24 protein-coding genes are annotated in these 23,738 nt (G+C 73.6%); 15 read left to right on the top strand and 9 right to left on the bottom strand.

Annotation, left to right across the window (positions count from 1 at the left end):
- Window positions 1–123: 123 nt before the first annotated feature.
- From AC2TEW_RS29120 to AC2TEW_RS29140, 5 genes are all read right to left on the bottom strand, one after another.
- The gene (locus AC2TEW_RS29120; RefSeq protein ID WP_484626346.1) at window positions 124–1,521 is read right to left on the bottom strand and encodes a carbohydrate-binding protein; all 1,398 of its coding nucleotides are present in this window, start codon (window positions 1,519–1,521) and stop codon (window positions 124–126) included.
- 228 nt (window positions 1,522–1,749) lie between these two features.
- Window positions 1,750–2,724: an NAD(P)-dependent alcohol dehydrogenase gene (locus AC2TEW_RS29125; protein ID WP_484626347.1), complete on the bottom strand. Its 975-nt coding sequence runs from the start codon at window positions 2,722–2,724 to the stop codon at window positions 1,750–1,752.
- Window positions 2,721–2,957, bottom strand: a complete 237-nt coding sequence (locus tag AC2TEW_RS29130; protein ID WP_484626348.1) for a helix-turn-helix transcriptional regulator — start codon at window positions 2,955–2,957, stop codon at window positions 2,721–2,723. Before AC2TEW_RS29130 ends, AC2TEW_RS29125 begins: the two co-directional genes overlap by 4 nt.
- Window positions 2,951–3,391 carry a hypothetical protein gene (locus tag AC2TEW_RS29135; protein WP_484626349.1) on the bottom strand — a complete coding sequence of 147 codons (441 nt, stop codon included), beginning with the start codon at window positions 3,389–3,391 and terminating at the stop codon, window positions 2,951–2,953. Before AC2TEW_RS29135 ends, AC2TEW_RS29130 begins: the two co-directional genes overlap by 7 nt.
- A 104-nt stretch (window positions 3,392–3,495) precedes the next feature.
- The gene (locus AC2TEW_RS29140; protein ID WP_484626350.1) at window positions 3,496–4,314 is read right to left on the bottom strand and encodes an SDR family oxidoreductase; all 819 of its coding nucleotides are present in this window, start codon (window positions 4,312–4,314) and stop codon (window positions 3,496–3,498) included.
- 788 nt (window positions 4,315–5,102) lie between these two features.
- Here AC2TEW_RS29140 and AC2TEW_RS29145 point away from each other — a divergent pair.
- The 3 genes from AC2TEW_RS29145 (at window position 5,103) to AC2TEW_RS29155 (ending at window position 8,377) form a co-directional block, all read left to right on the top strand.
- The gene (locus AC2TEW_RS29145; protein WP_484626351.1) at window positions 5,103–6,131 is read left to right on the top strand and encodes an alpha/beta hydrolase; all 1,029 of its coding nucleotides are present in this window, start codon (window positions 5,103–5,105) and stop codon (window positions 6,129–6,131) included.
- 384 nt (window positions 6,132–6,515) lie between these two features.
- Entirely contained in the window at window positions 6,516–7,259 is a 744-nt protein-coding gene (locus AC2TEW_RS29150; RefSeq protein WP_484626352.1) for a hemerythrin domain-containing protein, read from the top strand.
- 155 nt (window positions 7,260–7,414) lie between these two features.
- On the top strand, window positions 7,415–8,377 hold the full coding sequence (locus AC2TEW_RS29155; RefSeq protein ID WP_484626353.1) for a DUF1152 domain-containing protein: 963 nt from the start codon (window positions 7,415–7,417) through the stop codon (window positions 8,375–8,377).
- Window positions 8,378–8,428: 51 nt separating this feature from the next.
- On the opposite strand, the gene AC2TEW_RS29160 is transcribed toward AC2TEW_RS29155, so the two are convergent.
- A complete protein-coding gene (locus AC2TEW_RS29160) occupies window positions 8,429–8,977 on the bottom strand; it encodes a DUF1697 domain-containing protein (RefSeq protein ID WP_484626354.1) in 549 nt (182 codons plus the stop codon).
- Between the two features lie 138 nt (window positions 8,978–9,115).
- Between AC2TEW_RS29160 and AC2TEW_RS29165 the strand changes: the two genes are divergently transcribed.
- Window positions 9,116–9,586, top strand: a complete 471-nt coding sequence (locus AC2TEW_RS29165) for a pyridoxamine 5'-phosphate oxidase family protein (RefSeq protein WP_484626355.1) — start codon at window positions 9,116–9,118, stop codon at window positions 9,584–9,586.
- Between the two features lie 33 nt (window positions 9,587–9,619).
- Here AC2TEW_RS29165 and AC2TEW_RS29170 read toward each other — a convergent pair whose 3' ends face one another.
- Window positions 9,620–9,979 carry an ArsC/Spx/MgsR family protein gene (locus AC2TEW_RS29170; protein WP_484626356.1) on the bottom strand — a complete coding sequence of 120 codons (360 nt, stop codon included), beginning with the start codon at window positions 9,977–9,979 and terminating at the stop codon, window positions 9,620–9,622.
- A 181-nt stretch (window positions 9,980–10,160) separates the two neighbouring features.
- Here AC2TEW_RS29170 and AC2TEW_RS29175 point away from each other — a divergent pair, with 181 nt between their 5' ends.
- The 5 genes from AC2TEW_RS29175 (at window position 10,161) to AC2TEW_RS29195 (ending at window position 13,947) form a co-directional block, all read left to right on the top strand.
- Window positions 10,161–11,444: a cytochrome P450 gene (locus AC2TEW_RS29175; RefSeq protein ID WP_484626357.1), complete on the top strand. Its 1,284-nt coding sequence runs from the start codon at window positions 10,161–10,163 to the stop codon at window positions 11,442–11,444.
- 134 nt (window positions 11,445–11,578) lie between these two features.
- On the top strand, window positions 11,579–12,745 hold the full coding sequence (locus AC2TEW_RS29180) for a PP2C family protein-serine/threonine phosphatase (protein ID WP_484626358.1): 1,167 nt from the start codon (window positions 11,579–11,581) through the stop codon (window positions 12,743–12,745).
- A gap of 57 nt (window positions 12,746–12,802) precedes the next feature.
- Complete coding sequence (locus AC2TEW_RS29185; protein WP_484626359.1) at window positions 12,803–13,054, top strand: DUF6011 domain-containing protein; 252 nt, start codon at window positions 12,803–12,805, stop codon at window positions 13,052–13,054.
- Window positions 13,055–13,069: 15 nt separating this feature from the next.
- The gene (locus AC2TEW_RS29190; protein ID WP_484626360.1) at window positions 13,070–13,693 is read left to right on the top strand and encodes a hypothetical protein; all 624 of its coding nucleotides are present in this window, start codon (window positions 13,070–13,072) and stop codon (window positions 13,691–13,693) included.
- Between the two features lie 89 nt (window positions 13,694–13,782).
- Window positions 13,783–13,947 (top strand): hypothetical protein, encoded by a 165-nt coding sequence (locus AC2TEW_RS29195; protein ID WP_484626361.1) that lies wholly within the window; start codon window positions 13,783–13,785, stop codon window positions 13,945–13,947.
- Window positions 13,948–14,075: 128 nt separating this feature from the next.
- Here the strand turns inward: AC2TEW_RS29195 and AC2TEW_RS29200 are convergent, their stop codons facing one another.
- Window positions 14,076–14,999 (bottom strand): LLM class flavin-dependent oxidoreductase, encoded by a 924-nt coding sequence (locus AC2TEW_RS29200; protein ID WP_484626362.1) that lies wholly within the window; start codon window positions 14,997–14,999, stop codon window positions 14,076–14,078.
- 601 nt (window positions 15,000–15,600) lie between these two features.
- Here AC2TEW_RS29200 and AC2TEW_RS29205 point away from each other — a divergent pair.
- The 5 genes from AC2TEW_RS29205 to AC2TEW_RS29225 are packed head-to-tail and all read left to right on the top strand — an operon-like array spanning window position 15,601 to window position 21,428.
- A complete protein-coding gene (locus tag AC2TEW_RS29205) occupies window positions 15,601–16,623 on the top strand; it encodes a glycosyltransferase family 2 protein (RefSeq protein ID WP_484626363.1) in 1,023 nt (340 codons plus the stop codon).
- A complete protein-coding gene (locus tag AC2TEW_RS29210) occupies window positions 16,620–18,104 on the top strand; it encodes an NAD(P)/FAD-dependent oxidoreductase (protein ID WP_484626364.1) in 1,485 nt (494 codons plus the stop codon). The genes AC2TEW_RS29205 and AC2TEW_RS29210 overlap by 4 nt, the downstream gene beginning before the upstream one ends.
- Window positions 18,101–19,519: an aspartate aminotransferase family protein gene (locus AC2TEW_RS29215; protein WP_484626365.1), complete on the top strand. Its 1,419-nt coding sequence runs from the start codon at window positions 18,101–18,103 to the stop codon at window positions 19,517–19,519. The genes AC2TEW_RS29210 and AC2TEW_RS29215 overlap by 4 nt, the downstream gene beginning before the upstream one ends.
- Window positions 19,516–19,953, top strand: a complete 438-nt coding sequence (locus AC2TEW_RS29220) for a hypothetical protein (protein WP_484626366.1) — start codon at window positions 19,516–19,518, stop codon at window positions 19,951–19,953. The genes AC2TEW_RS29215 and AC2TEW_RS29220 overlap by 4 nt, the downstream gene beginning before the upstream one ends.
- Window positions 19,950–21,428: a GMC family oxidoreductase N-terminal domain-containing protein gene (locus tag AC2TEW_RS29225; protein WP_484626367.1), complete on the top strand. Its 1,479-nt coding sequence runs from the start codon at window positions 19,950–19,952 to the stop codon at window positions 21,426–21,428. Before AC2TEW_RS29220 ends, AC2TEW_RS29225 begins: the two co-directional genes overlap by 4 nt.
- Before the next feature lie 118 nt (window positions 21,429–21,546).
- Here AC2TEW_RS29225 and glnA read toward each other — a convergent pair whose 3' ends face one another.
- The gene (gene glnA, locus AC2TEW_RS29230) at window positions 21,547–22,959 is read right to left on the bottom strand and encodes a type I glutamate--ammonia ligase (RefSeq protein ID WP_033822819.1); all 1,413 of its coding nucleotides are present in this window, start codon (window positions 22,957–22,959) and stop codon (window positions 21,547–21,549) included.
- Window positions 22,960–23,230: 271 nt separating this feature from the next.
- On the opposite strand from glnA, the gene AC2TEW_RS29235 reads away from it, so the two are divergent.
- Entirely contained in the window at window positions 23,231–23,698 is a 468-nt protein-coding gene (locus AC2TEW_RS29235; protein WP_033822818.1) for an RDD family protein, read from the top strand.
- The last annotated feature ends 40 nt before the right edge of the window (window positions 23,699–23,738 follow it).

The raw sequence follows: 23,738 nt of genomic DNA on the forward strand, positions 1-23,738 counted from the left end.
GACCGGCTAAACAAGGACGTCCTGTTCCGGCACCACCCCCACCCCCACGAAGAGTGAGCCGAACGGCGGCCCGGCGGCGCACCCGGGCCGGGCGGCCGGCCCGGGTGCGCCGCCCTTCGGGTCTCAGTGGCCGAAGTCGAACCAGTTGACGTTGACGAAGTCGGACGGCTGGCCGCTGGTGAAGGTCAGGTAGACGTCGTGGACGCCGGTGACGCCGGTGATGTTGGCGGGGACGGTCCGCCAGCTCTGCCAGCCGCCGGTGCCGGCGATGGCGAAGGAGCCGATCGGCGCGCCGGTCCGGCTGTCGAGGCGGACCTCGACCAGGCCGCTCACCCCGCCGGCCGCGCCGCTCGCCACCCGGCCGGTGAACTGCCGGGCCGGGGCGGCACCGAAGTCGACGCCCCGGTAGAGCGCCCAGTCGCCGTTGGCCAGCGAACCGATGTCCTGCCCGCCCTCGGCACACGCCTCGGTGGACGTCCCGCCCTGGGCGTCGAAGGACTCCGCCTGGATCGGCGCGTAGGCGTTCCGGCTCCCCCCGGGCGGCGTCGGGGTGGGGCTCGGGGTGGGCGTCGGGTTGCCGCCGCCGGACTGCCAGACGCCGACGTAGTCGACCACCATCGGCACGCCGGAGACGGTGCCGCCGTCCGGTCCGCCGCCGAACGCCCCCGGGAAGCCGCCGCCCATCGCGACGTTGAGGATCACGAAGAACCCGTGGCCGGTGGCCGCCGCCCAGGTGCCGGCGTCCATCTGGGCGGCGCTCACGCTGTGGAACTGCACCCCGTCCAGGTACCAGCGCAGTTGCTCGGGGCTGGTGCTGCGGTCCCACTCCACGGTGTAGGTGTGGAATCCGCTCTGGCAGGTCCCCGGGGAGCAGGCGCGCTGGCCGCCGATGCCGGTGGTCTCGTTGCAGACCCCGCCCGGGCTGGTGCCGCAGTGCAGGGTGGCCCACTCGTTGTTGAGGCCCTGGACGTTCTCCATGATGTCGATCTCGCCGATGCCGGGCCAGTTCCAGTAGTTGCCCCGGAACGGTGCGCCGAGCATCCAGAACGCCGGCCAGTAGCCCTTGGCGGCGGCGCCGGTCACGTTCGGCATCTGGAGCCGGGCCTCGACCCGGAGCCTGCCGCCGGCCGGGGGCCGGAAGTCGGTCCGGTTGGTCTCGATCCGGCCGGAGGTCCACTGCCCGGCGGCGTTGCGGACCGGGGTGATCCGCAGGTTCCCCGCGCCGTCGAGCGCCACGTTCGCGGTGCTGGAGGTCATCGTCTCGACCTCGCCGGTGCCGAAGGCGGCCGGGCCGCCGGGGTACGACGTGCCGGTGGTGTAGAGCCAGTCGGCGGTGTTGACGCCGGTGCCGGCCGGGCCGTTGAAGTCGTCGGCGAAGACCTGGGTCCAGCCGCTCGGCGCCGGGACGGCGGCCTGCGCCGGGCCGAACTGCCCGGCGAGGCCGGCGGCCAGCAGCCCGGCCAGGCCGAGCGCGGCCAGCAGCCGGCGGGTACGGGGACGTCGGTGCGGTCGGTGTCTCATCGGGTGCCTCTCGACGGCGGGGGCGGAACCGGGACCTGAGAGCGCTCTCTCGTTTGGTATCGGAGTCGATGCCACCTGTCAATGGACGAAGGCTCTCCTCCTGGGAGTTGAGGCTCATCCTTGAAGAGTTCGACGCGCCGTGTTGACGCGCTGTACCCGGGTCCGCACAATCCGCACGAGAGCGCTCTCGGGCCGCCCTGCTCCCGGCCCCCCGCCCCGCCGTTCCGGTCAGCCGATCCGGATGACCGCCTTGCCGCGCACGTGGCCCTTCATCAGGTCGTCGAGGGCGTCGGCGGCCTCGTCCATGCCGTAGCTCCGGTCGAGCGCGGGAACCACCGAACCGGCCTCGATCAGCTCGGCCAGCGCCGCCAGGTCGTCGTGGTTCGGCTTGCCGGCCACCGCGCACACCCGGCGCCCGCCGATCGGCGGCAGCAGGGCGGCCCGCAGCTGCCGGTCGAAGCCGCCGGTCCAGCTGCCGCCGGTCTCGCCGCCGACCAGGACCAGGGTGCCGCCCGGGGCGAGGACGCGGCGCAGCCGGTTCAGGGTCCGGTTGCCGCCGGTGTCGAGCACGAGGTCGTAGCGGGCGGGCCCGTCGGTCGGGTCGTCGCGGGTGTAGTCCACCACCTCGTCGGCGCCGAGCGACCGCACCAGGTCGGCCTTGCCCGGGCTGCAGACGCCGGTGACGTGGGCGCCGGAGGCCTTCGCCAGCTGGACGGCGAAGCTGCCCACGCCGCCGGAGGCGCCGAGCACCAGCACCCGCCCGCCGGCCTGCAGGCGGCCGCTGTCGCGGAGCGCCTGGAGGGCGGTGCAGCCGGAGACCGGGACGGCGGTGGCCTGTTCGAAGCTGAGGCCGGCCGGCTTGCGGGCGAGCCGGTCCTGGGAGGTGCAGGCGTACTCGGCGTAGGAGCCGTCGCAGGTGCCGTACACCTCGTCGCCGGGCGCGAAGCGGCTGACGCCCGGGCCGACGGCCTCCACCACGCCGGCCAGGTCCAGGCCGCGGATACGGAGCTTGGGTGCCCGCAGCCCGAAGCCGAGCGCGCGGACCAGGTACGGCTTTCCGGTGGTGAGGTGCCACACGCCGGGGTCGACGCCGGCCGCGTGGATCCGGACCAGCACCTCGCCGCTGCCGGGCACCGGTCGCGGGAGCTCCTCGACGCGGAGGATCCCGGGCGGTCCGTAGCTGTCGTGCACGATGGCTCTCACGAGCTCTCTCCTTCGGTGTCGGGGTACTGGAACACGCCGTCGAGCGGGACGGCGAAGACGCGGGCGATCTGGAAGGCCATCTCCAGCGAGGGCGAGTAGCGGCCCTGTTCGATGGCGATGACGGTCTGGCGGGTCACACCGATCCGGCGGGCGAGTTCGGCCTGGGTCATCTCGCCGTTGGTGAAGCGCAGGGTCCGGATCGTGTTGGTGACCCTGGTCGGCGGCTTCACCACGACTGGAAGCCGACCCGGTAGGCGGCGATCTTGGCGAGCGAGGCGAGTACGGCCGAGAGCGTGAAGGCCAGGTAGATCGCGTTGGCGATCCAGAACCGGTCGGCGCCGGCCATCGCGAGCCCGAGGCCGGCCACGGCTCCGATCGCGACGAACGACTGGCCGATGTGGTCGCCGGACCGGTGGATCTCGCGGTCGCGCTGGTCCTTGACGTTGGCGCCCTCGGGCGAGGCGATCGACACCACGATGTGGAGCACGATCGACGCCACGATCGACAGGCCGACCGTCCACAGCAGGACCCCGGCGTAGGGCTGCTCGGCCAGCGGCAGGCTGCCGGGCCGTCCGAGCAGGATGGACAGATACGTCCCGTAGGACACCACCGCGACCAGGAGCATGATCCAGGCGCGTTTCTCTTCGAAGGCCACTGCGGCTCCCATGTAAAGAAAACCTGACACCGAGGAGTGTCAAGCAGTCCGGACACGGTGTCAAGTTTTCTGTACACGGGAGCCGTGCTGGAGACCCGGAGCCCCCGGGAGTCCGGTCAGCCGCGCCCGATGTACGGCATCGCGGTCGCCATCACGGTGGCGAACTGCACGTTGGCCTCCAGAGGCAGCTCGGCCATGTGCCGGACGGTGCGCGCCACGTCGGCCACGTCCATGGTGGGTTCCGCCGCCGTCCGGCCGTCCGCCTGCCGCACGCCGGTCGTCATCGCCGCGGTCATGTCGGTCGCCGCGTTGCCGATGTCGATCTGCCCGCAGGCGATCCGGTACGGCCGCCCGTCCAGCGAGAGCGACCGGGTCAGGCCGGTGACGGCGTGCTTGGTGGCGGTGTACGCGATGCTGTGCGGCCGCGGCACGTGGGCGGAGATCGAACCGTTGTTGATGATCCGGCCGCCCTGCGGGCGCTGCGCCTTCATCAGCCGGAACGCGCCCTGGGCGCACAGGAAGGCGCCGGTCAGGTTGAGCTCGACCACCGCTCGCCACTGCTCGTACCCGAGGTCCTCGACGGGGGTGGGCGCACCGAACGTGCCGGCGTTGTTGAACAGCAGGTCCAGCCGGCCGAAGCGCTCGGCGGTCTCGTCGAAGAGCGCGTCCACGGCCGCCGGGTCGGTGACGTCGGTCGGGACCACGGCGGCCGCCCGCCCGCCCGGGGCGGCCGCGCCGATCAGCCCGGCCGTACCGCGGAGCGGGTCGGCGCGGCGGCCGGCCAGGACCAGCTGCCAGCCCGCCCCGGCGAGCTCCAGCGCCACCGCGCGGCCCACCCCGCTGCCGGCTCCGGTGACCACGGCGACCTGCTGCGACACGTGCTGCTCCTGGGGGTGGTACGGGGGCGGGCCGCTCCGGCGCCGGGTGTCCGGCATCCGGCGGTCTGCTCGTCGGGCCCGGCGTGCGGACGGCCGGAGGTGGACCGATGATCCCGCGGCGGCCCGCCCCGCGTCACTGGTACGAGCGTCCAAGCGGCGGCGCGGCGGGCGGGCGCCCGGCTGGCCGGACCTCCGGCGGCGGGTGCGCGGCCGGGGCGCGGCGGACCGGCCTGCGGGCCGTGCGGCGGAGACGGGCCGGGGCGGCGCGACGCGCCGGGGGGTGCTCCGGGTGGGTGGTGCTCCGGGCGGGTGTTGTTCCGGGCGGGTGTTGTTCCGGTCTGGCGTTGCTCCGGGTGGGGGTTGCTCCGGGCGGGTGTCGTTCCGGAAAGGCGTTGCTCCGGGCGGGTGGCTGCCGATCGGGGTAATCCGGCGGGGCCGCCCGGGTGGTCCGGTATCCCGGTCGGCGGCGGTCGGGGCGCGGCCGGAGTCCGGTCGGAGTCCGGTCGGACGGCGTGAGAGTGGTCACCGCGACCCGGTCCCCGGCCGCCCGCGTCGGTCCGGCGGAGCCCCGCAGTCGGGCTGCCGCGGGCCGTCCGGCGGCCCCGGCCCCTCCCGTGCGGAGGGGGTCGCCCCCGCCGTTCGGCGGGTTCCCGGTCCGTGGCGCAACCGGGCTCCGGCCTGCTCCGTCATAGGATCTCGGGTGGTGCGGTCTCCGGTCGGAGGCCGCCGCGCCCGTTCTCGGGGCGGCTGACAGCCAGAGGTCCGCCGCCCGTCCCCAGGCCCCGCCGGGGCCGCCGCCGCCCGGATCCACCGACCGGGCGTGAACCGCTCGGAGAGTCCCCACCGTGCTGCCGCAGCCGTCCGTCACCCGTGCCCGTGCCGTCCTGTCAGCCGCCGCCGTGTTCGCGCTGGCCACTGCGCTGGCCGGGTGCGGGAGTACCCAGTCCGGCAAGCCGGCCGCCGACGGCGCGAAGGCGGCCGCCGGGTCGGCCGCGGCCGCGCCGAGCCCGAGCCCGACGCCGACCAAGCCCTCCAAGGTGCTGAAGCCGACCGGGCCCGCCGCCGACCTCCAGAAGGCGACCGACACCTCGGCCGGGCCGATCATGGTGACCACGCTGACCGGGCCGAAGTCCGGCGTCAGCGGAAAGGTCTGGGTCTGGCTGCCGCCCGAGTACAACGACCCCAAGTACGCCAACACCGGCTTCCCGGTGCTGACCCTGTACGCGGGTGGCCAGAGCGCCGGGTACAACACCTGGACCGACAACCAGCTGCCGATCCAGGCGGTCGACACCCAGCTGGTGAAGGAGGGCAAGGCGCACCCGTTCATCATGATCATGCCGGTGCAGAACCTGAACTCCAACGAGGCCACCGCCATGGAGTGCGCCGACATCCCGGGCCAGCCGAAGATCGGGACCTGGATGGCCGAGGACATCCCGGACTTCGTCCGGGCCAACTTCCGGACCGTCAAGGGCCGCGACGGCTGGGCCGTGATGGGGGCCTCCACCGGCGCGTTCTGCAGCGCCAAGCTGGCCCTGCAGCACCCGGACGTGTTCAAGGCGGCGGTGCCGATCGACGGCTACTTCAACCCGGACTCGCCGCTGTGGAAGGGCCACGAGCAGGAGCGGCTGGCCAACAGCCCCGACGTGCTGGCCACCGCCGGCACCGCCGACGTCCGGATCCTGGCGACGGCGGGCGGCTCCAACTCCGCCGAGCTCAAGCTGGTGAAGGCGTGGGTCGGCAAGGTGAAGGCCCCGGCGACCGTCGAGTACTACGAGCAGCCCGGCGGCAAGCACCTCACCTCCGACTTCAAGAAGATGATCCCGGACCTTCTGCAGTGGGTGTCCAAGAACGTGGCCGGGCCCGAGAGCGACTGACGCGACTCCGGCCGGGGGCGGCGGCCGGTCGGCGGCGGCCGGTCGGGCGCGGTGAGGTCGGGGACGGCGGGTCGGGGACGGCGGGGCCGGGGGCGGGCCGGGGTGGCGTCGGCGTCCGGCCCGAGTTCGGTGGACCGGCCCCTTCGCCGCGCCGCGCGCGGCATACTGTTCGTGGGCCCCGCGACCGGACCGGGGGCGACCGGGAGGCGGTGCCCGCAGCGCGGGCGGAACGGCCTCCCCGAGCGCCGAGATGGCCTCTGACCTGCACGTCAATCAGACATTCATTCGATCCTGATGGCATGTCATCACTCTGGAGACCCGGGCCGGGACACCTAAGATCGGTGTCCGCAGCGGCCAGCCTCAGCCAGCCGTGAAGAGAGCGACATGCCCAGCCACCTGCTGCCCGTCAGGACCCCGACCATCCCCGCCCAGCAGGACGGGGAGAGCGCCGGGTCCGTCGCCGAGCCGCCCGCCGCCGTCGCACCGATTCCGTTCGCCGGTCTGCGGCTCGTGCACGCGGCCCTGCGCCGTGACCTCGCCCGTCTGCCCAACGCGCTCCGACTGCTCCAGCCCGGCGACACGGTGGCCGGTGACGCCCTCCAGCGGCACTGGGACTTCATGCTCGCCATGGTCACCTGCCACCACGAGCAGCAGGACACCCGGCTGTGGCCGCTGCTCCGGCGCTTCGTGCCCGAGCTGCGGCTGCTGCTCAACTGGCTGGAGGCCGACCACCACAACCTCGACCACTCGTTCACCCGGGTGACCACCCTGGTGAAGATCGCCACCCGGGACGCGGCCAGCAGCTGGCCGGTCGCCTACGCGGTGGAGGAGCTGGCCGCGCGCCTGGAGACCCACCTGCGCATCGAGGAGCGCCAGTTGCTGCCCCGGATGGAAGGCGTCTTCCCGGCCGGCTCCCGGATCGGCACCCTGCCCGAACTGCTCGACCTGCTCCGCTCCGCCGACGGCCCGGCCTCCTCGGACGCCCTGGTCTGGCTGCTGGAAGGCGTGAACGAGCAGGAGATCGACCGCCTGCTCGCCGACTGCGACCACGAGACCGTCCGGCACTGGCCGCACTGGCGCGACACCTACGCCCGCTGCACCGACGAACTCTGGGGCCCGCGCCTCTGACCGGTCCGTGCCGGTCCGTGCCGGTCCGTGCCGGCAACCGCCGGTCCGTGCCGGCCCCTGCCGGTCCAGGTGATCGCTGCCGGGGGCGTGGTGTCCGCCGCCCGCCACCCGGTGGCCGGCGGCCCCCGGCCTCAGGGCCCTGCTACGGTCCTCGGATGCCCTCGCTCCTCGAACCTCCGCTGCTGGCCCGCCTGAAGTCCGCCGAGCGGATCCTGATCGCGGGCGCGGGCGGCGGCTTCGACGTCTACGCGGGGCTGCCGATCGCCCTCGCGCTCCGGGGCGCAGGCAAGGAGGTCCACCTCGCGAGCCTGTCGTTCAGCCACCTGTACGGGCTCGACGCCGAGGTCTGGCTGGAGCCCGAGGTGGCCGAGATCCGCCCCGACACCCGGTCCGCCGAACCGTACTTCCCCGAACGCACCCTGGCCCGCTGGCTGCGGCTGCACGGACTGCCCGACACCGTCTGGGCGTTCGGGTCGGTCGGGGTGCAGCCGCTGCGGGCCGCGTACCGGTCCCTCACCCGGCACCTGGACATCGACGCGGTCCTGCTGGTCGACGGCGGCACCGACATCCTGATGCGCGGCGACGAGGCGGGCCTCGGCACCCCCGAGGAGGACATGGCCAGCCTGGCCGCGGTGGCCGGGCTCACCGAGATCCCCGAGCGCCTGGTCAGCTGCCTGGGCTTCGGGGTCGACGCGTACCACGGCGTCAACCACAGCCTGGTGCTGGAGAACCTGGCCGCGCTGGACCGGGCCGGTGGCTACCTCGGCGCGTTCTCCATCCCGCGCGACTCCCGCGAGGGCGCCCTCTACCTGGACGCGGTCGCCCATGCGCAGGCCGCCTTCCCCGAGCACCCCAGCATCGTCCAGGGCTCGGTCGCCGCCGCCCTGCGCGGCGAGTTCGGCGACGTCCGCTTCACCGAGCGCACCCGGCACAGCGAGCTCTTCGTCAACCCGCTGATGACGCTCTACTTCTCGGTCACCGTCGAGGCCCTGGCCGCCCGCCACCGCTACTTCGACCGGATCGAACACACCGTGCTCACCCGCCAGATCAGCACCGCCATCGAGGAGTTCCGCGACACCCTGCCCCGGCAGCGGCCGCCCCGGATGTTCCCGCACTGATCCCGGACGTTCCCGCACCGACCCTGCCGCCGGCGGCGGCCACCGCGCGCATCAGGGTTTCTTCGCCGCCGCCAGGATCTTGACGGTGGTGTGGAAGAAGCGCGAAGTGCCGTGTCCGGGATAGGACTTGGGGAAGGCGGTGGCCGGGTTGGAGCCGAGGCGGCCGTCGCGCAGGTGCATCACCACGTACGCCGCGCCCGGCGTGGCGCCGAGGATCTCCCAGTCGCCCTTGGGGGAGCGGACCGGGAACTCCAGATCGGCCGGGAGCGGTTCGGACAGGAAGACCACGCAGAGCCGCAGCTCCGGGGTCACCTCGACCTCCGCGAACGGGTCCGCGGCGACCAGCTCCTCCACCTCTGCGACGGTCCGCACCATCGCCGGGACCGGATAGCCGAGCGCGGCCGCCAGGTGCTCCTCGATCCGGCGGGTGAGCGCGGCGCGGTCGGTCTCCTCGGTGTCGAAGAAGACGTTGCCGCTCTGGATGTAGCTGCGGACCCGCTCCAGCCCGAGCTCGGCGAAGAGCTCGCGCAGCCGCTCCATCTTCACCGTCCGCCCGCCGACGTTGATCGCGCGCAGGAATGCGATGTAGGTCTGTGCCATCCGGCCAGTCTGTCAGGGCCCGCCGACAATGCGGGCCCGGCCGGGCGGGCCGTCCCCGCCCGCATGTCCCCGCCCGGATCGTCGGGTGGCCGGATCGTCCTCGGCCGGATCGGGGGCGGCCGGTGCCACACTGGCGCCATGGTTACCTGGCAGGATTTCGAACAGGAGGCGCCGGACCTCGCGCCCCTCGTGCGGGCCCGGTTCGAGGCCCATCGCCACCACGTCCTGGCGACCCTGCGCGCCACCGGGGCGCCGCGGGTCAGCGGCACCGAGGTGGGCTTCACCGGCGCGGACCTGACGATCGGCTCGATGCTCGGCGCGGTCAAGGCGCTCGACCTGCGCCGGGACGGCCGCTTCGCACTGCACAGCCATCCCGGCGACGAGACGATGACCGACGGCGACGCCAAGGTCTCCGGTGTCGCCGTCGAGATCACCGACGAGGTCGAGCTGTCCGCGTACGAGAGCGAGCTGCCGCAGCCGCCGCCCGGGCCGTTCCACGCCTTCCGGCTGGGGGTCACCGAGGCGGTGCTGACCACGGTCGAGGACGGCCGGCTGGTGATCCGTTCCTGGCGTCCGGGCGAGGCGGTGCGGACGGTCACCCGCGACTGAGCCGCGCCGGGCGGACGGCGCAGGCGCCGCCGCTCAGCCGGGCAGTACCGAGCGCAGCGCCTCCGGGGTGCGCGCCACCACCGCGTGCCCGTCGTCCGCGGTGATGATCGGCCGCTGGATCAGCACCGGGTGCTCCGCCAGCGCCGCGATCCAGCGCGCCCGCTCGCCGCTCTCCCGCGGCCACTGCTTCATGCCCAGGTCCTTGGCGGGCTGCTCGTCCAGCCGGGTGATGTCCCAGGGCTCCAGCAGCAGCCGCGCCAGCACCTCCTCCAGCTCGGCGGCGGTCGGCGGCTGCTCAAGGTAGCGGCGGACGGTGTACTCGGCGCCCGCCGCGTCCAGCTCGGTGAGGGCGACGCGGCACTTGCTGCAACGCGGATTGATCCAGATCTCCATCCCGCCACCCTAGGCCGTACCCGACGGCGTGTCCGACGGCGTGTCCGACGGCGCCGGTGCGCGCTCGGCAGCCGTCCGCGGAGCCGTGTTGCGGGTCCGCGGGGGCCTGCGGGAACGCAGGCGCGGCCGCCCTCCGTTCACCCGGGGCGGGCGGAACACGGCGGTCACCAGGGGGCGGCGGATGAACGGCATGGCGGTGGTCGAGCGGTTGCTGACCCCCGAGGGACGGGCCGACCCCTACCCGCTGTACGAACTGGCGCGCGGGCTCGGCCCGGTGGCGTCCTGCGGCGAGGGACTGCTGCTGGTCACGGGGTACGAGGCGGCGGACCGGGTGCTGCGCAGCGCGGCGTTCCCGGTGCCGGGCCAGGCGCCGCCGCCGGAGACCAGGTACCAGCTGTTCGGGGGCTCGGCCCGGGCGCTGATCGGGCGCTCGATCCTGGAGGCCAACGGGCCCGACCACACCCGGGTCAGGTCGCTGATCGCCTCGGTGTTCACCGCCCGCCGGGTGGCCGCGCTGGTGCCTGCCGTCCGTGCCGCCGTCGACCGGCTGCTGGACGGGATGGCGGAGCAGGGCGCGGACGGTGCACCGGTCGACTTCATGGACCGGTTCGCCCATCAGCTGCCGGTCGGGGTGATCTGCGAGCTGCTGGGGGTGCCCGAGCGGGACCGCCACCGGTTCCGCGGGCCGGCCTCGGACCTCACATCGGTCCTGGAGCTCGCGGGGGAGTCCGGTGACTCCGAGGCCGGCGAGGCCGCCGCGGACGAGGCCGCCGACGAGCTCTGCGACTACTTCGTGGAGCTCGCCGCCGAGCGGGCGGCCCGCCCGCAGGACGACCTGGTCAGCGACCTGGTCCGGGTCGCGGCGGCGGACGGCGGGCGGCTCGGCGGCCACGAGCTGATCGCCAACCTGGTGCTGCTGCTGGTGGCCGGTTTCGAGACCACCACCAACCTGCTCGGCAACGGCCTGGCCCTGCTGTTCGAGCACCCCGGGCTGATGGCCCGGCTGCGGGCGGGCACCCTGGCCCCGGACGCGTTCACGGAGGAGGTGCTCCGCTTCGACCCGCCCGTCCAGATCACCAGCCGGATCGCCCAGGGGAACGGCCTGACGGTCGGGCCGGTGCCCGCGCCGGACGGCACCGGGGTGCTCCTGCTGCTGGGCGCGGCCAACCGCGACCCCGCCCGGTATGTGCGGCCCGACCGCTTCGACCCCGACCGCTTCGACCCCCGCGGCTCGGGCTCTGGCTCTCGCTCAGGTTCCGGTTTCGGCGGCCCGGCCGGGCGCCCGCTGAGCTTCGGTGCGGGAGCCCACTTCTGCCTGGGCTCGCAGCTGGCCCGGCAGGAGGCCGCGCTGGCGCTTCCCGCGCTGCTGGCCCGCTTCCCCCGACTCGCCCCGGCGGCGCCCGCGGTGCGGCGTGACCGGCTGGTGCTGCGCGGCTACCGGACGCTGCCGGTGACGACGGTCTGAATCGGGCCTTTGGTCCCTCCCCGGCGGGACCTTCGGCCGCCGGATCGGCCGGGCCCGCGGGCGACCATGGGGGAAGCGGCGCACCGCGGTGCCGGGAGCAGGTCCCGGGGCCGCGCGCCGTCCCAGGAGGACCCTTGCCCGACCGTTCCCGCCCCGCCGAGCGGGCCCCGACCGCCGTCCGCCGGACGGAGAGCGGTGGGGCCCGCCGTACCGAGGCGTCCGCGGTCGCCCGCTGGCAGCAGGCGCTGGCGGAGGCGACCAGGGCGCCGCGCTGGGTGCTGTGGCTCCCGGTGCTGCTGGTCGTGGTCGACCTGGGGCTGGAGTACGCGCTGCCCGAGTCGGTGGCGGCCGGGTTCCTGTGCACGGTGCTGCCGGTGGTGGTGGCGTTCGGCCTGGGCCCCGGTCTGGTCGCCGCTTCGACGCTGGTCGCGGTCGGCCTGCAGATGATGCTCGCGGAGCGCGCCGGACACCTCGCCGAGCAGCACCACATCTGGGTGTACGTGACCACGGTGCTCGCGGGGGTGCTGGGTGCGGCGCTGTCCTGGCAGCGCCGACGGCAGGCCCGCGACCTGGTCCGGGTCAGGACCATCGCGGACACCCTGCAGCACGCCGTGCTGCGTCCGGTCCCGGCCGCCCCGGGCCGGCTCCGCGCCGCGGGCCTGTACCGCCCGGCCCAGGCGGACGTCGCGGTCGGCGGTGACCTGTACGAGGTCTGCGAGACCAGGTTCGGCACCCGGATCCTGCTCGGCGACGTCCGTGGCAAGGGGCTGGACGCGGTCCGAACCGTCGCCGACGTGATCGGCGCCTTCCGGGTGACCGCGCACGAGACGGCCGACCTCACGGAGCTGGCGGGGCAGTTGGACCGCCAGGTGCTGCGGGAGGCGGCCGACCGGGCCGACGAGGAACTGTTCGTGACCGCGGTGCTGCTCCAGCACTGCCCGCGGACCGGCCGGGTCGAGCTGGTCAACCGCGGCCACCTCGCGCCGCTGCTGCTCAGCCCGGGCGCCGCCGAGCCGGTCGACTGCCCGGACCGGCTGCCGCTCGGGTTCGGGCACCTGGCGGCGGACGGCGAGCGGCCCACCACCGTCGAGCTGGCGCGGGGCTGCACGCTGCTGCTGCACACCGACGGCGTGAGCGAGGCCCGCGACCGGGCCGGGGTGTTCTACCCGCTGGCCGAACGGCTCGCCCGGCTCGGCACCACCGACCCGCGGGCGGTGGTGGCCTTCCTGGACCGGGACGTCCGCGGCCACTGCGAGCGGCTCACCGACGATCTCGCGGTCCTCGCCCTCACCCCGGCCTGAGCCGTACCGACGCCCCGACCCGTACCGCACGTCGGTGCGGGGCGGCAGACTGGGCGGATGCCCGATCCCGCGTCCGATCCCGCACTGATCCCGCCGGTCCCCGCCAGGCTGCCCGCCAAGGTCCGCTGCCTGCGCTGCGGACGGCTGCTGCACGACCCGGAGTCCCGGATGCTGCGCCTGGGCCGGGAGTGCCGCCGCCCGTCCGACCCGGTCCGGGTGGTCGCCGGGGAGCAGGAGACGCTTCCCGGAATGCCTGCGCCCGACAGTGAAATTGATGGACCGTCAGGATTGCCCTCCCCTCGGCGGTGATTCATCCTGGCTGATATGAAGCGGCGGTGGGGGAGCTCCGGGCGCTGGCTGATCGCGGGCCGGTTGATGCTGATCACGGTGGCCGAACTCGTCCTGACGGTCGGCCTGGTCTGGCTGACCGCGTTCACGGTGGACCACACGGGCGAGCGCTCCGTGCCGACCATGATCTGCTACGTCCTGGTCGCGCTCGCCGCCATGGCCGCCCTGCTGCTCGGCGTGATCGTCCTGGACGAGGACCGCCCGCTCAACTTCCTGGCCGCCCTGCTGGCCGGCGCGGGCTGGCTGCTGCTGGGCTGGAGCTGGCTGACCGGCGCCGAGCAGCAGGCGATGCACGACCGGGGCGTGCCGGAGAGCGCGGTGGTGGTCCGCTGCTGGACCGACCCACCGGACCTGCAGACCTCGGACGAGATGATGAGCGTCCGCCTGCCCGACGGCTCGACCCTCAAGCTGGGTACCGGCGGCCGCTGCGAGACCCCGGGGACCCGGATCGTGATCACCCGCGATCCCACCGGCACCTACTCCCCGGTGTCCGGCCCACCCCCTGGCCCGCCGGACCACACCCACCGCACGGTGGGGCTGGTCATGCTCTGCGTCGGCGCGCTGGGCCTGGCGTCCTTCTTCCCCTACCTCCTCGACTGACTCCCCGCGCGGGGTCCGGAGCCCCTGCGGCGCGAGTGGTACTCGGCCGGGTGCGGCGCTCGCGTTACGAACATGCGGAGGGGCTGAGCGTGCAGCAGGCGCAGCGGGATCTGCGGGAGCTGGTCACCGCTCAGGTGCTGGAGCCGGTCGGCCGCACGCGGGCCAGGTACTACACGGCCGGGCCGCGTTTCCCGGAGCGGGCACTGGGTGTGGCGCGCACTCCGATGCGCCTCGTCGACCCGTTCGCCGGCTGAGATCCTGGTGGCGGGGGGATGGCCGCGGTCGATGCCGTCCCCGCCCTCCTGCGCCACAGCGGCCGCACGGCCCGGCAGTTCGCGCGCCGGGTCCGGGTCCGGGTCCGGGTCCGGGTCCGGGCCCCAGGTCACGGACGGGCTGTGGAGTGGACGGCCCCGAGGAGATCGGAGTCCGGATCGGCGGGGGCGGGGGGTCCGGATCGGATCCGATCGCGGACGAGTTCGACCGGGCCTCGGAACCAGCCCAGTTTCTCCACCCACCAGGTGAGGCCGGCCGCCCGGTACGGGGCAACGACCATGGCGTCGGCGTCCCTCCGGAGCCCGGACGTCCGGCCCTCCATGACGACGTCGAACGGCCGGTTCCGGACGGGCTGTTGGGCGCGGACGTAGGAGACCACGTCCGCCAGGTCGGCCGGGGGCATCATCTGGGTGTGGCCCACCCCGGCCCGGGTGGGGAAGACGCCGTCCCAGCGCGCGGCCCGCCGCATGGGGCGCCGCGAGGGCCAGGTGCCGGCGATCCACACCGGGATGCGGGGGCGTTGCGGGCTCACCGGCTGGAAGGTGAGGTCGGTGGCCGTGAACCAGCGGCCCTGGAAGGTGAACGGCAGGCCCGTCCACAGCCCGTCGAGGAGGTGGAGGGCTTCGTCCAGCTTCTCCGCCCGCACCCGCGGGTCCGGATCATGGCCCAGCGCCTGGAACTCGGCGGCGGAGGACCCCAGGCCGGCGCCGAAGACCAGCCGTCCGCCGCTGAGGAGGTCCAGCGCCACGGTTGCGCGGGCGACTTCGGCAGGACGTTTGAGGGCGAGGACGCTCACCATGACGCCGAGTCGTAGGCGCTCCGTGTCGGCGGCGATCGCGGCGAGGGTGGTCCACGAGTCGGTGACGTGCTCGTCCGGGTGTTCCGCGACCTGGCCGTCCCAGAGGAAGAAGCCGTCCCAGCCGGACTGCTCCGCCAGCGTTCCGAGTTCGCGGAGCAGGCGGGGGTCCGCGTACTCGCGCCTGTTGGGCAGTCCGACGGCGTATCGCAGCGGCTGCTGTGGCATGGCGTCCATCGGTTGCCGCCTTCCTGGTGGCCTTCCTGGTCGCCTTCCTGATCGCCCGTCCGATCGCCTTTTCGGATCGGATCCGACGCTCGCCGGGGCGACCGGCTCCAACCTCGATGATGTCCGCTTCGCGACGACCGGGGCAACCGGAACGGCGCCGCTCCGGTCGCCCGGCCGGGCGGGCGGGAACGGCCCGGCTCCGGTGCCCCGGGCGCCCGCTGTCCCGCCGTTGGGCGGCCGCCTGCCCGGAAATTCACACGTGCACGAATCGAGCCAGGTCAGCGGCTGACTCGGCAGGACGAGAGCCCGGCGCGGTGCTAGGGTCCTCTGGGAGCCTGAATCGCCGGCGGCGGTTCCGATGAGCTCCCCGCGTGTGGCGGCGTCCCCTTCGGTGGGACGGAACGCCACCCTCCCCTGACATCAGTGATCAACCGGAGTCCCTCGGCCGCTGCGCGATGCCGCTGCGCGTTGCACCTGCGCGTCGCAGCCGGGCGGAGGGCGCCTCCGATGCCGGCGCGCGAGGCACTGCCTGCGCCGCCCAGACCTTCCACACCTCCCCCACCTATCGCCTTCGGACGGAACACCGCCGGAGGATGCGAAGGGAGCAGCGATGTCCGAGAACAGTGCGGCATCGGGGCTCGGTCCGCGGTACCTGATCAGCGTCGTGGTCCCGTGTTTCAACGAAGAGGCCGTCCTGCCCGCGACCTACGAGCGGCTGACCGCCGTGATGGGCCGTCTGGTCGGCTGCGACCACGAGTTGGTCCTCGTGGACGACGGCAGCACGGACCGTACCTGGGAGGTGCTGCGGGAGCTGGCCGCCGCCGACCCCAGGGTCCACCTGGTGCGGTTCAGCCGGAACTTCGGCCACCAGTGCGGACTGCTGGCGGGGCTCCGGGCGGCGGCCGGCGACGCCGTGGTGATGATCGACGCGGATCTGCAGGACCCACCCGAGGTGGTCCCCGAACTGGTGGAGCGGTGGCGGCAGGGCTGGCCCGTGGTGTCCGCCCGCAGGACCCGCAGGCAGGGCGAGTCCTGGTCCAAGCGCGGGTCCGCCTACCTCTTCTACCGGGTCCTGGACGTGCTGGCCGACCAGCCCGTGGCCAGGGACACCGGTGACTTCCGGCTGCTGGACCGCAGTGTGGTCGACCTGGTCGCGACCCTCCCCGAGCGCCGGCTCTTCCTCCGCGGCCAGATCAGCTGGGCCGGCTTCCCCGAGACCACCGTGGAGTACGTCCGCCGGCCCCGCCCGGCCGGACAGTCCAAGTACGGCATCCGCCGTCAGCTCGCCCTCGCTCACCAGGCGTTGATGAGCTGCTCCGCCTTTCCCGCGCGGCTCCCGGTCCTGGCCGCGGCCCCGGTCCTGGGCGCGGCGGTCGCCGGCCCCCTGATCGGCCGCAGGGCGTCGCAGGGCGCCTGGGCACTGGGCGTCCAACTGCTGTGCCTCGGCGTGCTGGCGGACTACGTGTTCCAGGAGTACGACCAGACGCGCGGCCGTCCCGCGTACCTGGTCCGGCAGAGCGTGCCTGGCCGGTCCGCGGCGCGGGCGGCGAGAACGGGGACTCCCGTGGCATCCGCGTCCTCCCGAGCCGCCGTGGGCCCGGCGGGCCCCGACGATCGGGCGGCGGCCTCGTGACCGGCGTCGTGGGCCGTCCGGTGGCGGGCCCGGCGCGGCAGAACGGCCGAACCCCGGCCCCGCCGTCCGGCGACGAGGTCCTGGTGATCGGCGGCGGGTTCACCGGCCTGGCCGCCGCCCACGAGCTCGCCCTGGCCGGGGTGGCCTGCCGGGTGCTGGAGCGGGACCCGTACGTCGGCGGCCTGGCGGGGTCGTTCGAGGTCGGGGGAGCCCGGCTGGAACGCTTCTACCACCACTGGTTCTCCTCCGATCTGGAGGTCCGGGGGCTGTGCGCGGAACTCGGCTGCTCCCACCTGCTGCAGCCGCACCTGACCCGGACCGGTGTCTACTACGCGAACTCGGTGTACCGGTTGTCGAGCCCGTGGGACGTGCTGCGTTTCGCCCCCCTCCCGCTGCCCGACCGGGTCCGGCTGGGCTGGTCCGCGGTCCGTGCCCACCAGGTGAAGCACTGGCGGGACCTGGAGGACCTGACGGCCCGCGAGTGGCTGCTGCAGCTGAGCGGGCCGAAGGTCTACGAGACGGTCTGGCGGCCGCTGCTGGAAGGCAAGTTCGGCCAGTACGCGACCGAGGTCGGCGCCACCTGGATGTGGACCAAGCTCCACCTGCGCGGTGGCAGCCGGTCGAACAGCGGCCGCGAGGTCCTCTACTACCTGCAGGGTGGCTGCGCCGCCCTGCTGGACGCGTGGGTGTCGCGCCTCTCCGGGTTGGGAGTCCGGATCAGCACGGACACCCCGGTACGGCAGGTCCTCACCGACGCCCACGGGGTGTGCGGGGTCCGCACCGGGAGCGGCGTCCTGCCCGCCCGGCGGGTTCTGGCCACCACGGCACCGGACCTGCTGGCCGGCTTCCTCGCCCCCGCCGCGGGACCGCCGCCCCATCCGGACGTGCCCGCCGTCCGCCGGCGGCTGTCCGACATCCCCTACCTCGCCAATCTGTGCCTGGTGCTGCAGACCGACCGGTCCCTGTCGGACACCTACTGGCTCAACGTCACCGACCCGTCGTTCCCCTACGTCGGCGTCATCGAGCACACCAACCTGGAGGCCTCCGACGCCTACGCCGGGAGTCACCTGGTCTACCTGTCCGCCTACCTCCCGACCAGCGCCGAGCTGTACCGGATGGACGACGACGCGGTCTTCCGCGCCAGCCTTCCGTACCTGAGCCGGATGTTCCCGCAGTTCCGGCGCGACTGGGTCCGGCGCTACCACGTCTGGCGGGCCGATCACGCCCAGCCGGTGATCACCCCGCACTACTCCGACCGCATCCCGGCGGTGGAGACCGACGTGCCGGGGCTCTACCTGGCCAGCATGGCCCAGGTCTACCCCCAGGACCGGGGCACCAACTACGCCGTGCGGCAGGGGCGGCACGTCGGCCGCCTGATCGCCGACCGGATGCGCACCGCCCCCGGTACCGGCCCCGGTACCGCCCCCAGAACGGCGCCGAGCACCGCGCCCAGCACCGCCCCCGAGGAGTGGACGCCATGAACTCCCTGATCAGCACCGAGGATTGCGAGCGGATGGCCATCGCGCGGGTGCACGAGCTCTACCGCCGCCACGTCAGCCGGGGCCAGGTGTCGCTGCTCTCCGCCTTCGGATTCGGCCGCGATGTCGTGGACAGCGCCTCGGGCTGCTGGATCACCCTGCGCGACGGGCGGCGGGTCCTGGACTTCACCGGCGGGATCGGCGTCCTGAACCACGGCCACAACCACCCCCGCATCCTGGCCGCCCGCCGGCGCTTCCAGGAGCTGCAGCGCATGGAGGTGCACAAGAACTACTTCTCCCCGTACGTCGCCGCGCTCGGGCACAACCTGGCCCAGCTGCTGCCCGCGGACCTCGAGGTCAGCTACTTCCCCAACTCGGGCGCGGAGGCCGTCGAGGGCGCCCTCAAGATGGCCTACAAGTACCACCGCGGCCACCGCGGCACCGTCCTGCACTCCGACATCGCCTTCCACGGCAAGCTGCTCGGCGCCGGGAGCCTGACCAGCTCGCCGGAGGTGCACTTCACCTTCCCGCGGATCCCCGGCACGGACGCCTTCGCCTTCGACGACCTCCGCTCCCTCGAACTGGCCCTGGAGCGGCACACCACGCCCGAGGGCGGCAGCGACGTCTACGCGCTGGTCCTGGAACCCTTCAGCGCCTCCAGCCTCCGCGAGTGCTCGGAGGACTTCCTGCGCGAGGCGCGCCGGCTGTGCACCGAGCACGACATCGTCCTGATCTTCGACGAGGTCTACACCTCCTGGGGCAAGACCGGTTCGCTCTTCCACTTCATGCGCCACCCCGGTCTGGTCCCGGACGTGGTGACCACCTCCAAGTCCTTCGGCGGCGGCAAGGCCTCCATCTCCGGCTACGTGGCGAGGGAACCCGTCTTCCGCAGGGCCTACGACTCGCTCCCCGACGCCACCCTGCACAGCACCACCTACTACGGGTTCGGCGAGGAGACGGCCACCGCGCTGGAGGCCGTGGCGATCGCGGTCGAGGACGACTACCCCGCCAGGGCCCGCCGCCTCGGCGAACGGCTGCGCCGCGGCCTCACCGCCCTCGCCGCCGGCCATCCGCGCGCGATCGCGGAGGTGCGCGGCGCCGGTGCCCTCCAGGGCGTCGTCCTGCGCCACGGTCCGGCCGCCCTCGACCACGCGCTGCGACTGCTGCCGTCCTCCTTCGCGCGCGACCCGCAGGCCGGGGCCAAGCTGGCCACCGCTGCCGTGGTCGCCGCCCTCTACCGCGACCACGGTGTGCTCACCTACTACGGCTCCAACCACGACCTCCCCCTGATCGCCGCGCCTCCCCTGGTGGCCGAGGACTCCGACGTCGACCTCTTCCTGGAAGCCCTGGACGCGGTACTGGCCAAGGGAATGCCCCGCCTCCTGGCGGGCCTGGTCAGGGAGAAGGCCACCGCATGAGCTCCCCGGCGGCCCGTCCCGCACCGCCCGCCGACGGGTTCCGCAGCGCGCGGGAGCACCGTCGTCTGCGGGGGTGGGAACGGCGGATACGCTCCGCCGGGCTCCCGCCGCTCTGGGCGGGGCGCTGCACGGCCCTGTCCGAACCGTCCCGCCAGGCCGCGGCGGTCCGGCACACGGCCGCCACCTTCGCCGCCCTCCCGAAGGCGTACCGCCTGGTGTTCGCCCTGCTGATGCGGGTGTTCCCGGTGGCCGCCGCCCTCGCGGACCCGACGGGCCCGCTCCGGGGCGCCCCGGACCGGGACCGTCCGCAACGGGTCGCCGACCGGCTGTCCACGGTGCCCGGGTGCGCCGAACTGCTCAGGGTGAGCCTGGCGTTGGCCCTGCACGGCGCCCTGGACGGACCCTCCACCACGGCGCGACAGGAGTCCGGATGACCAGCAACGTACGCACCGTCCACTGCGACGCCCTGGTGATCGGCTCGGGCGCCGGCGGCAGCACCGCCGCCCTGGAACTCGCCGGCGCGGGCCGGGAGGTCCGCGTCCTCGAGGAGGGCCCGCGGGTCCCGCAGGCGCGGATCACCCGGGCGTCCCCGGCGGAGAACCTGCGCCTGCTCTACCGCCAGGGCGGCCTGGTGCCCCTCCACGGCGCACCCACCATCCCCTTCGGGGAGGGGCGTTGCGTCGGGGGAACCACCGTGCTCAACGGAGGGCTGCTCTGGCGTCCGCCCGAACACCTGCTGGAGTGCTGGGCGTCCGCCGGCGTCGACGGCTTCCGGTCCCACCATCTCGCCCCCCACCTGGCCGAGGCGGAGCGGCGTCTGGGTGTCATCGACCAGCTGCCCGGGGAGGGAAACCGCGACTCGGTGCTGCTCGCCCAGGCGGCCGACCGACTCGGCTGGCGCTGGGCACCGGCCCGCAGGGCGGTACGGGGCTGCCGGCACGCCAACCGTTGCGTCACCGGCTGCCCCACCGGGGCCAAGCAGAGCATGCTGGTGAGCTACCTGCCCGCCGCCGAACGGCTCGCGGCGGTCATCGAGCCCGACACCCGGGTCGTCCGGCTGGAACACGACGGCACCCGGGTCACGGCCGTGCACGCCCTGCACGACGGCCGGCGACTGCGCTACCTCCCGCGGACGGTGTTCCTGGCCGCGGGTCCGATCGGCAGCGCCCTGCTGCTGCGGCGCAGCGCCATCGGCGGACGCGGCCCGGGCCGGGCCATCGCGTTCCACGTCAACTTCCGTACGGTGGCGCGGTTCGACGAGTCGGTCCGCGCCACCGAGGGCACCATCTTCACCGCGCAACTGCAGGAGTTCGCGGACCGGGGTGTGCGGGTGATGCCCGGGAACCTCACCCCGGGGTCGCTCGCCGCGGCGCTGGCTGCCCATCCGGCCGGGACCGTCGACCGGATGCTGGCCCAGCTGGACCGGATCGCGGTCTACACGACCCAGGTGAGCGTCCAGGGCACCGCACGGCTGCTGGCGGTACCGGGCCTCGGTCCGGTCCTGCGGCACCGCCTGACCGGGAACGACCGGGACCTCCTGCGCTCCGCCTTCCGGCACACCGCGGAGCTCCTCCTGGAGGCCGGCGCGGTCGAACTGCTGCCGCCCGCACCCACCAGCCTGACCGGCGCCGCCCAGGCAGCCGACTTCGCACGGCAGGCCCGGCCCGAGAGCTGGGACCTGATCTCGGTCCACGCCATGGCGTCCTGCCGGATGGGCCCACCCGCCCTGGGCGGGGTGTGCGACGCCCAGGGACGCCCGTACGGCTTCACCAACCTGCGGCTGTGCGACGCGAGCGTCCTGCCGGGCGCCACCGGCGTCAGCCCGCAGGAGACCATCATGGGCTTCTCCCACCTGATGACGGCCCGGTACCTCGAGCACTCCACCGGCCATCGGCCCGGGGGCACTTGAGCAGCCACGGCACAGCGCCGTGCGCGGGCCGGCCGTCCGGCGTCCCCGCCGGTCGGAGAGGTTCCGGCCGGCGGAGACGCTCGGCGGTCGAGCCGCGCCCCCGCAGATCGGAGGGGTTCTACAGGTCGTAGTACAGCTCGAACTCGTGCGGGTGCGGCCGCAGTGCGATCGGGGCGATCTCGTTGGTGCGCTTGAAGTCGATCCAGGTCTCGATCAGGTCGGGGGTGAACACCCCGCCCGCGAGCAGGTACTCGTGGTCGGCCTCCAGCGCCTCCAGCACGGCCCCGAGCGAGGCGGGCACCTGCGGGACGGCGGCGTGCTCGTCGGGGGCGAGCTCGTACAGATCCTTGTCGACCGGCTCCAGCGGCTCGATCTTGTTCTTGATGCCGTCCAGGCCGGCCATCAGCATCGCGGCGAAGGCCAGGTACGGGTTGGACGCCGGGTCGGGCGCGCGGAACTCGATGCGCTTGGCCTTGGCGTTGGAGCCGGTGATCGGGATCCGGATCGCGGCGGAGCGGTTGCGCTGCGAGTAGACCAGGTTGACCGGGGCCTCGAAGCCGGGCACCAGGCGGTGGTAGGAGTTCACCGACGGGTTGGTGAAGGCCAGCAGCGAGGGGGCGTGCCGCAGCAGGCCGCCGATGTAGTAGCGGGCGGTGTCGGACAGCCCCGCGTAGCCCTGCTCGTCGTAGAAGAGCGGCGAGCCCTCGGTCCACAGCGACTGGTGGACGTGCATGCCGGAGCCGTTGTCGCCGAAGATCGGCTTGGGCATGAAGGTGGCGGTCTTGCCGTTGCGCCACGCGACGTTCTTGATGATGTACTTGAACAGCATCAGGTCGTCGGCGGCGTGCAGCAGGGTGTTGAACTTGTAGTTGATCTCGGCCTGGCCGGCGGTGCCGACCTCGTGGTGCTGGCGTTCGACCTCCAGGCCCGCCTTGGCCAGTTCCAGCGACATCTCCGCGCGCAGGTCGGCGAAGTGGTCGACCGGCGGGATCGGGAAGTACCCGCCCTTGTACTTGACCTTGTAGCCGCGTGCGTCGCCCTCGGCGGAGCCGCTGTTCCAGGCGCCGGCCTCGGAGTCGATGTGGTAGTACGAGGCGTTGGCGCTGGTCTCGAAGCGCACCGAGTCGAAGACGTAGAACTCGGCCTCCGGCCCGAAGTACGCGGTGTCGGCGATGCCGGAGGAGGCCAGGAACGCCTCGGCCTTCTTGGCCACGTTGCGCGGGTCGCGGCTGTAGGCCTCGCCCGTGATCGGGTCCTGGATGAAGAAGTTGATGTTGAGGTGCTTCTCGGTCCGGAACGGGTCCAGCCGGGCGGTCGCCAGGTCCGGCACGAGTGCCATGTCGGACTCGTGGATGGCCTGGAAGCCGCGGATCGACGAGCCGTCGAACATCAGGGTCTCGGACGGATCGAAGGTCGCCGCGGGTACCGAGAAGTGCTGCATGACGCCCGGCAGGTCGCAGAACCGGACGTCGACGAACTTGATGTCGTTGTCGGCGATGTACTGCTTCACCTCGTCGGCGTTGGTGAACATCCATCCTCCTCAGCGTGCGGTCTGGTGGCGCCCTAGGGCGGCTCACGTTAGAGCTGGGCCGTTTCCGGCCGGTGACTCCACCGTTTCCTGAATGTTAACCGGACCGCCGTGCCGGGCGGCAAAGCCGTACGGTTCCGGACAAAACGCAGCCTCCGGCGGGCCGGTGACCCATGAGTGGTCCAGACCACTTGCGGGGTCCGGCCGACACGGATTCACCCCTGCGGGGGGAGGGTGCCGAAGATCGCCCGACCGGTCCGGATACTGTGGATTCGTGGATACCAGAGAAGCGTTGGGATCGTGGATCGACGGGCCGAAGGCCGCCGCCGAGCGGATGGGCGCCGACTTCGGGTACCGCGGCGAGCGCCTCGGTCTGCCCAAGGAGGGCCCCGGCTCGATCGCCGGGCCCGGCCGCCGGATCGGCGCGCTGTTCGTCGACGGCTGGCTGGTCAGCCTGGTCGCGTACGGGCTGATCGCCCGCGGTGACCAGGCGGCGGCCAATCTGTGGACCACCCCGCTGTTCTACGTCGTCACGGTGCTGCTGCTGGCCACGGCCGGCTTCACCGTCGGCAAGCGGATCTTCGGCCTGCGGGTGGTCCGCCTGGACGGCGGCCGGGCCACCATCCCGCAGATCCTGCTGCGCACGCTGCTGCTCTGCCTGCTGGTGCCCGCCCTGGTCTGGGACCGCGACACCCGCGGCCTGCACGACAAGGCGGTCGGCACGGTGGAGATCCGCGCCTGAACCGCGTCCACCCCGCATCCACCGCGCCCGCCCCGTCCAC

Source organism: Kitasatospora sp. NEAU-CNBT7 (assembly GCF_057220535.1).

Bases quoted from the DNA above. Each gene is read 5' to 3' on its own strand.
- AC2TEW_RS29150 (WP_484626352.1), top strand. From the start codon at position 6,516: ATGCCCAGCCACCTGCTGCCCGTCAGGACCCCGACCATCCCCGCCCAG.
- AC2TEW_RS29185 (WP_484626359.1), top strand. From the start codon at position 12,803: ATGCCCGATCCCGCGTCCGATCCCGCACTGATCCCGCCGGTCCCCGCC.
- AC2TEW_RS29155 (WP_484626353.1), top strand. From the start codon at position 7,415: ATGCCCTCGCTCCTCGAACCTCCGCTGCTGGCCCGCCTGAAGTCCGCC.
- glnA (WP_033822819.1), bottom strand. From the start codon at position 22,959: ATGTTCACCAACGCCGACGAGGTGAAGCAGTACATCGCCGACAACGAC.
- AC2TEW_RS29175 (WP_484626357.1), top strand. From the start codon at position 10,161: ATGAACGGCATGGCGGTGGTCGAGCGGTTGCTGACCCCCGAGGGACGG.
- AC2TEW_RS29220 (WP_484626366.1), top strand. From the start codon at position 19,516: ATGAGCTCCCCGGCGGCCCGTCCCGCACCGCCCGCCGACGGGTTCCGC.
- AC2TEW_RS29160 (WP_484626354.1), bottom strand. From the start codon at position 8,977: ATGGCACAGACCTACATCGCATTCCTGCGCGCGATCAACGTCGGCGGG.
- AC2TEW_RS29190 (WP_484626360.1), top strand. From the start codon at position 13,070: ATGAAGCGGCGGTGGGGGAGCTCCGGGCGCTGGCTGATCGCGGGCCGG.
- AC2TEW_RS29225 (WP_484626367.1), top strand. From the start codon at position 19,950: ATGACCAGCAACGTACGCACCGTCCACTGCGACGCCCTGGTGATCGGC.
- AC2TEW_RS29200 (WP_484626362.1), bottom strand. From the start codon at position 14,999: ATGGACGCCATGCCACAGCAGCCGCTGCGATACGCCGTCGGACTGCCC.
- AC2TEW_RS29140 (WP_484626350.1), bottom strand. From the start codon at position 4,314: ATGCCGGACACCCGGCGCCGGAGCGGCCCGCCCCCGTACCACCCCCAG.
- AC2TEW_RS29205 (WP_484626363.1), top strand. From the start codon at position 15,601: ATGTCCGAGAACAGTGCGGCATCGGGGCTCGGTCCGCGGTACCTGATC.
- AC2TEW_RS29165 (WP_484626355.1), top strand. From the start codon at position 9,116: ATGGTTACCTGGCAGGATTTCGAACAGGAGGCGCCGGACCTCGCGCCC.
- AC2TEW_RS29215 (WP_484626365.1), top strand. From the start codon at position 18,101: ATGAACTCCCTGATCAGCACCGAGGATTGCGAGCGGATGGCCATCGCG.
- AC2TEW_RS29170 (WP_484626356.1), bottom strand. From the start codon at position 9,979: ATGGAGATCTGGATCAATCCGCGTTGCAGCAAGTGCCGCGTCGCCCTC.
- AC2TEW_RS29135 (WP_484626349.1), bottom strand. From the start codon at position 3,391: ATGGGAGCCGCAGTGGCCTTCGAAGAGAAACGCGCCTGGATCATGCTC.
- AC2TEW_RS29120 (WP_484626346.1), bottom strand. From the start codon at position 1,521: ATGAGACACCGACCGCACCGACGTCCCCGTACCCGCCGGCTGCTGGCC.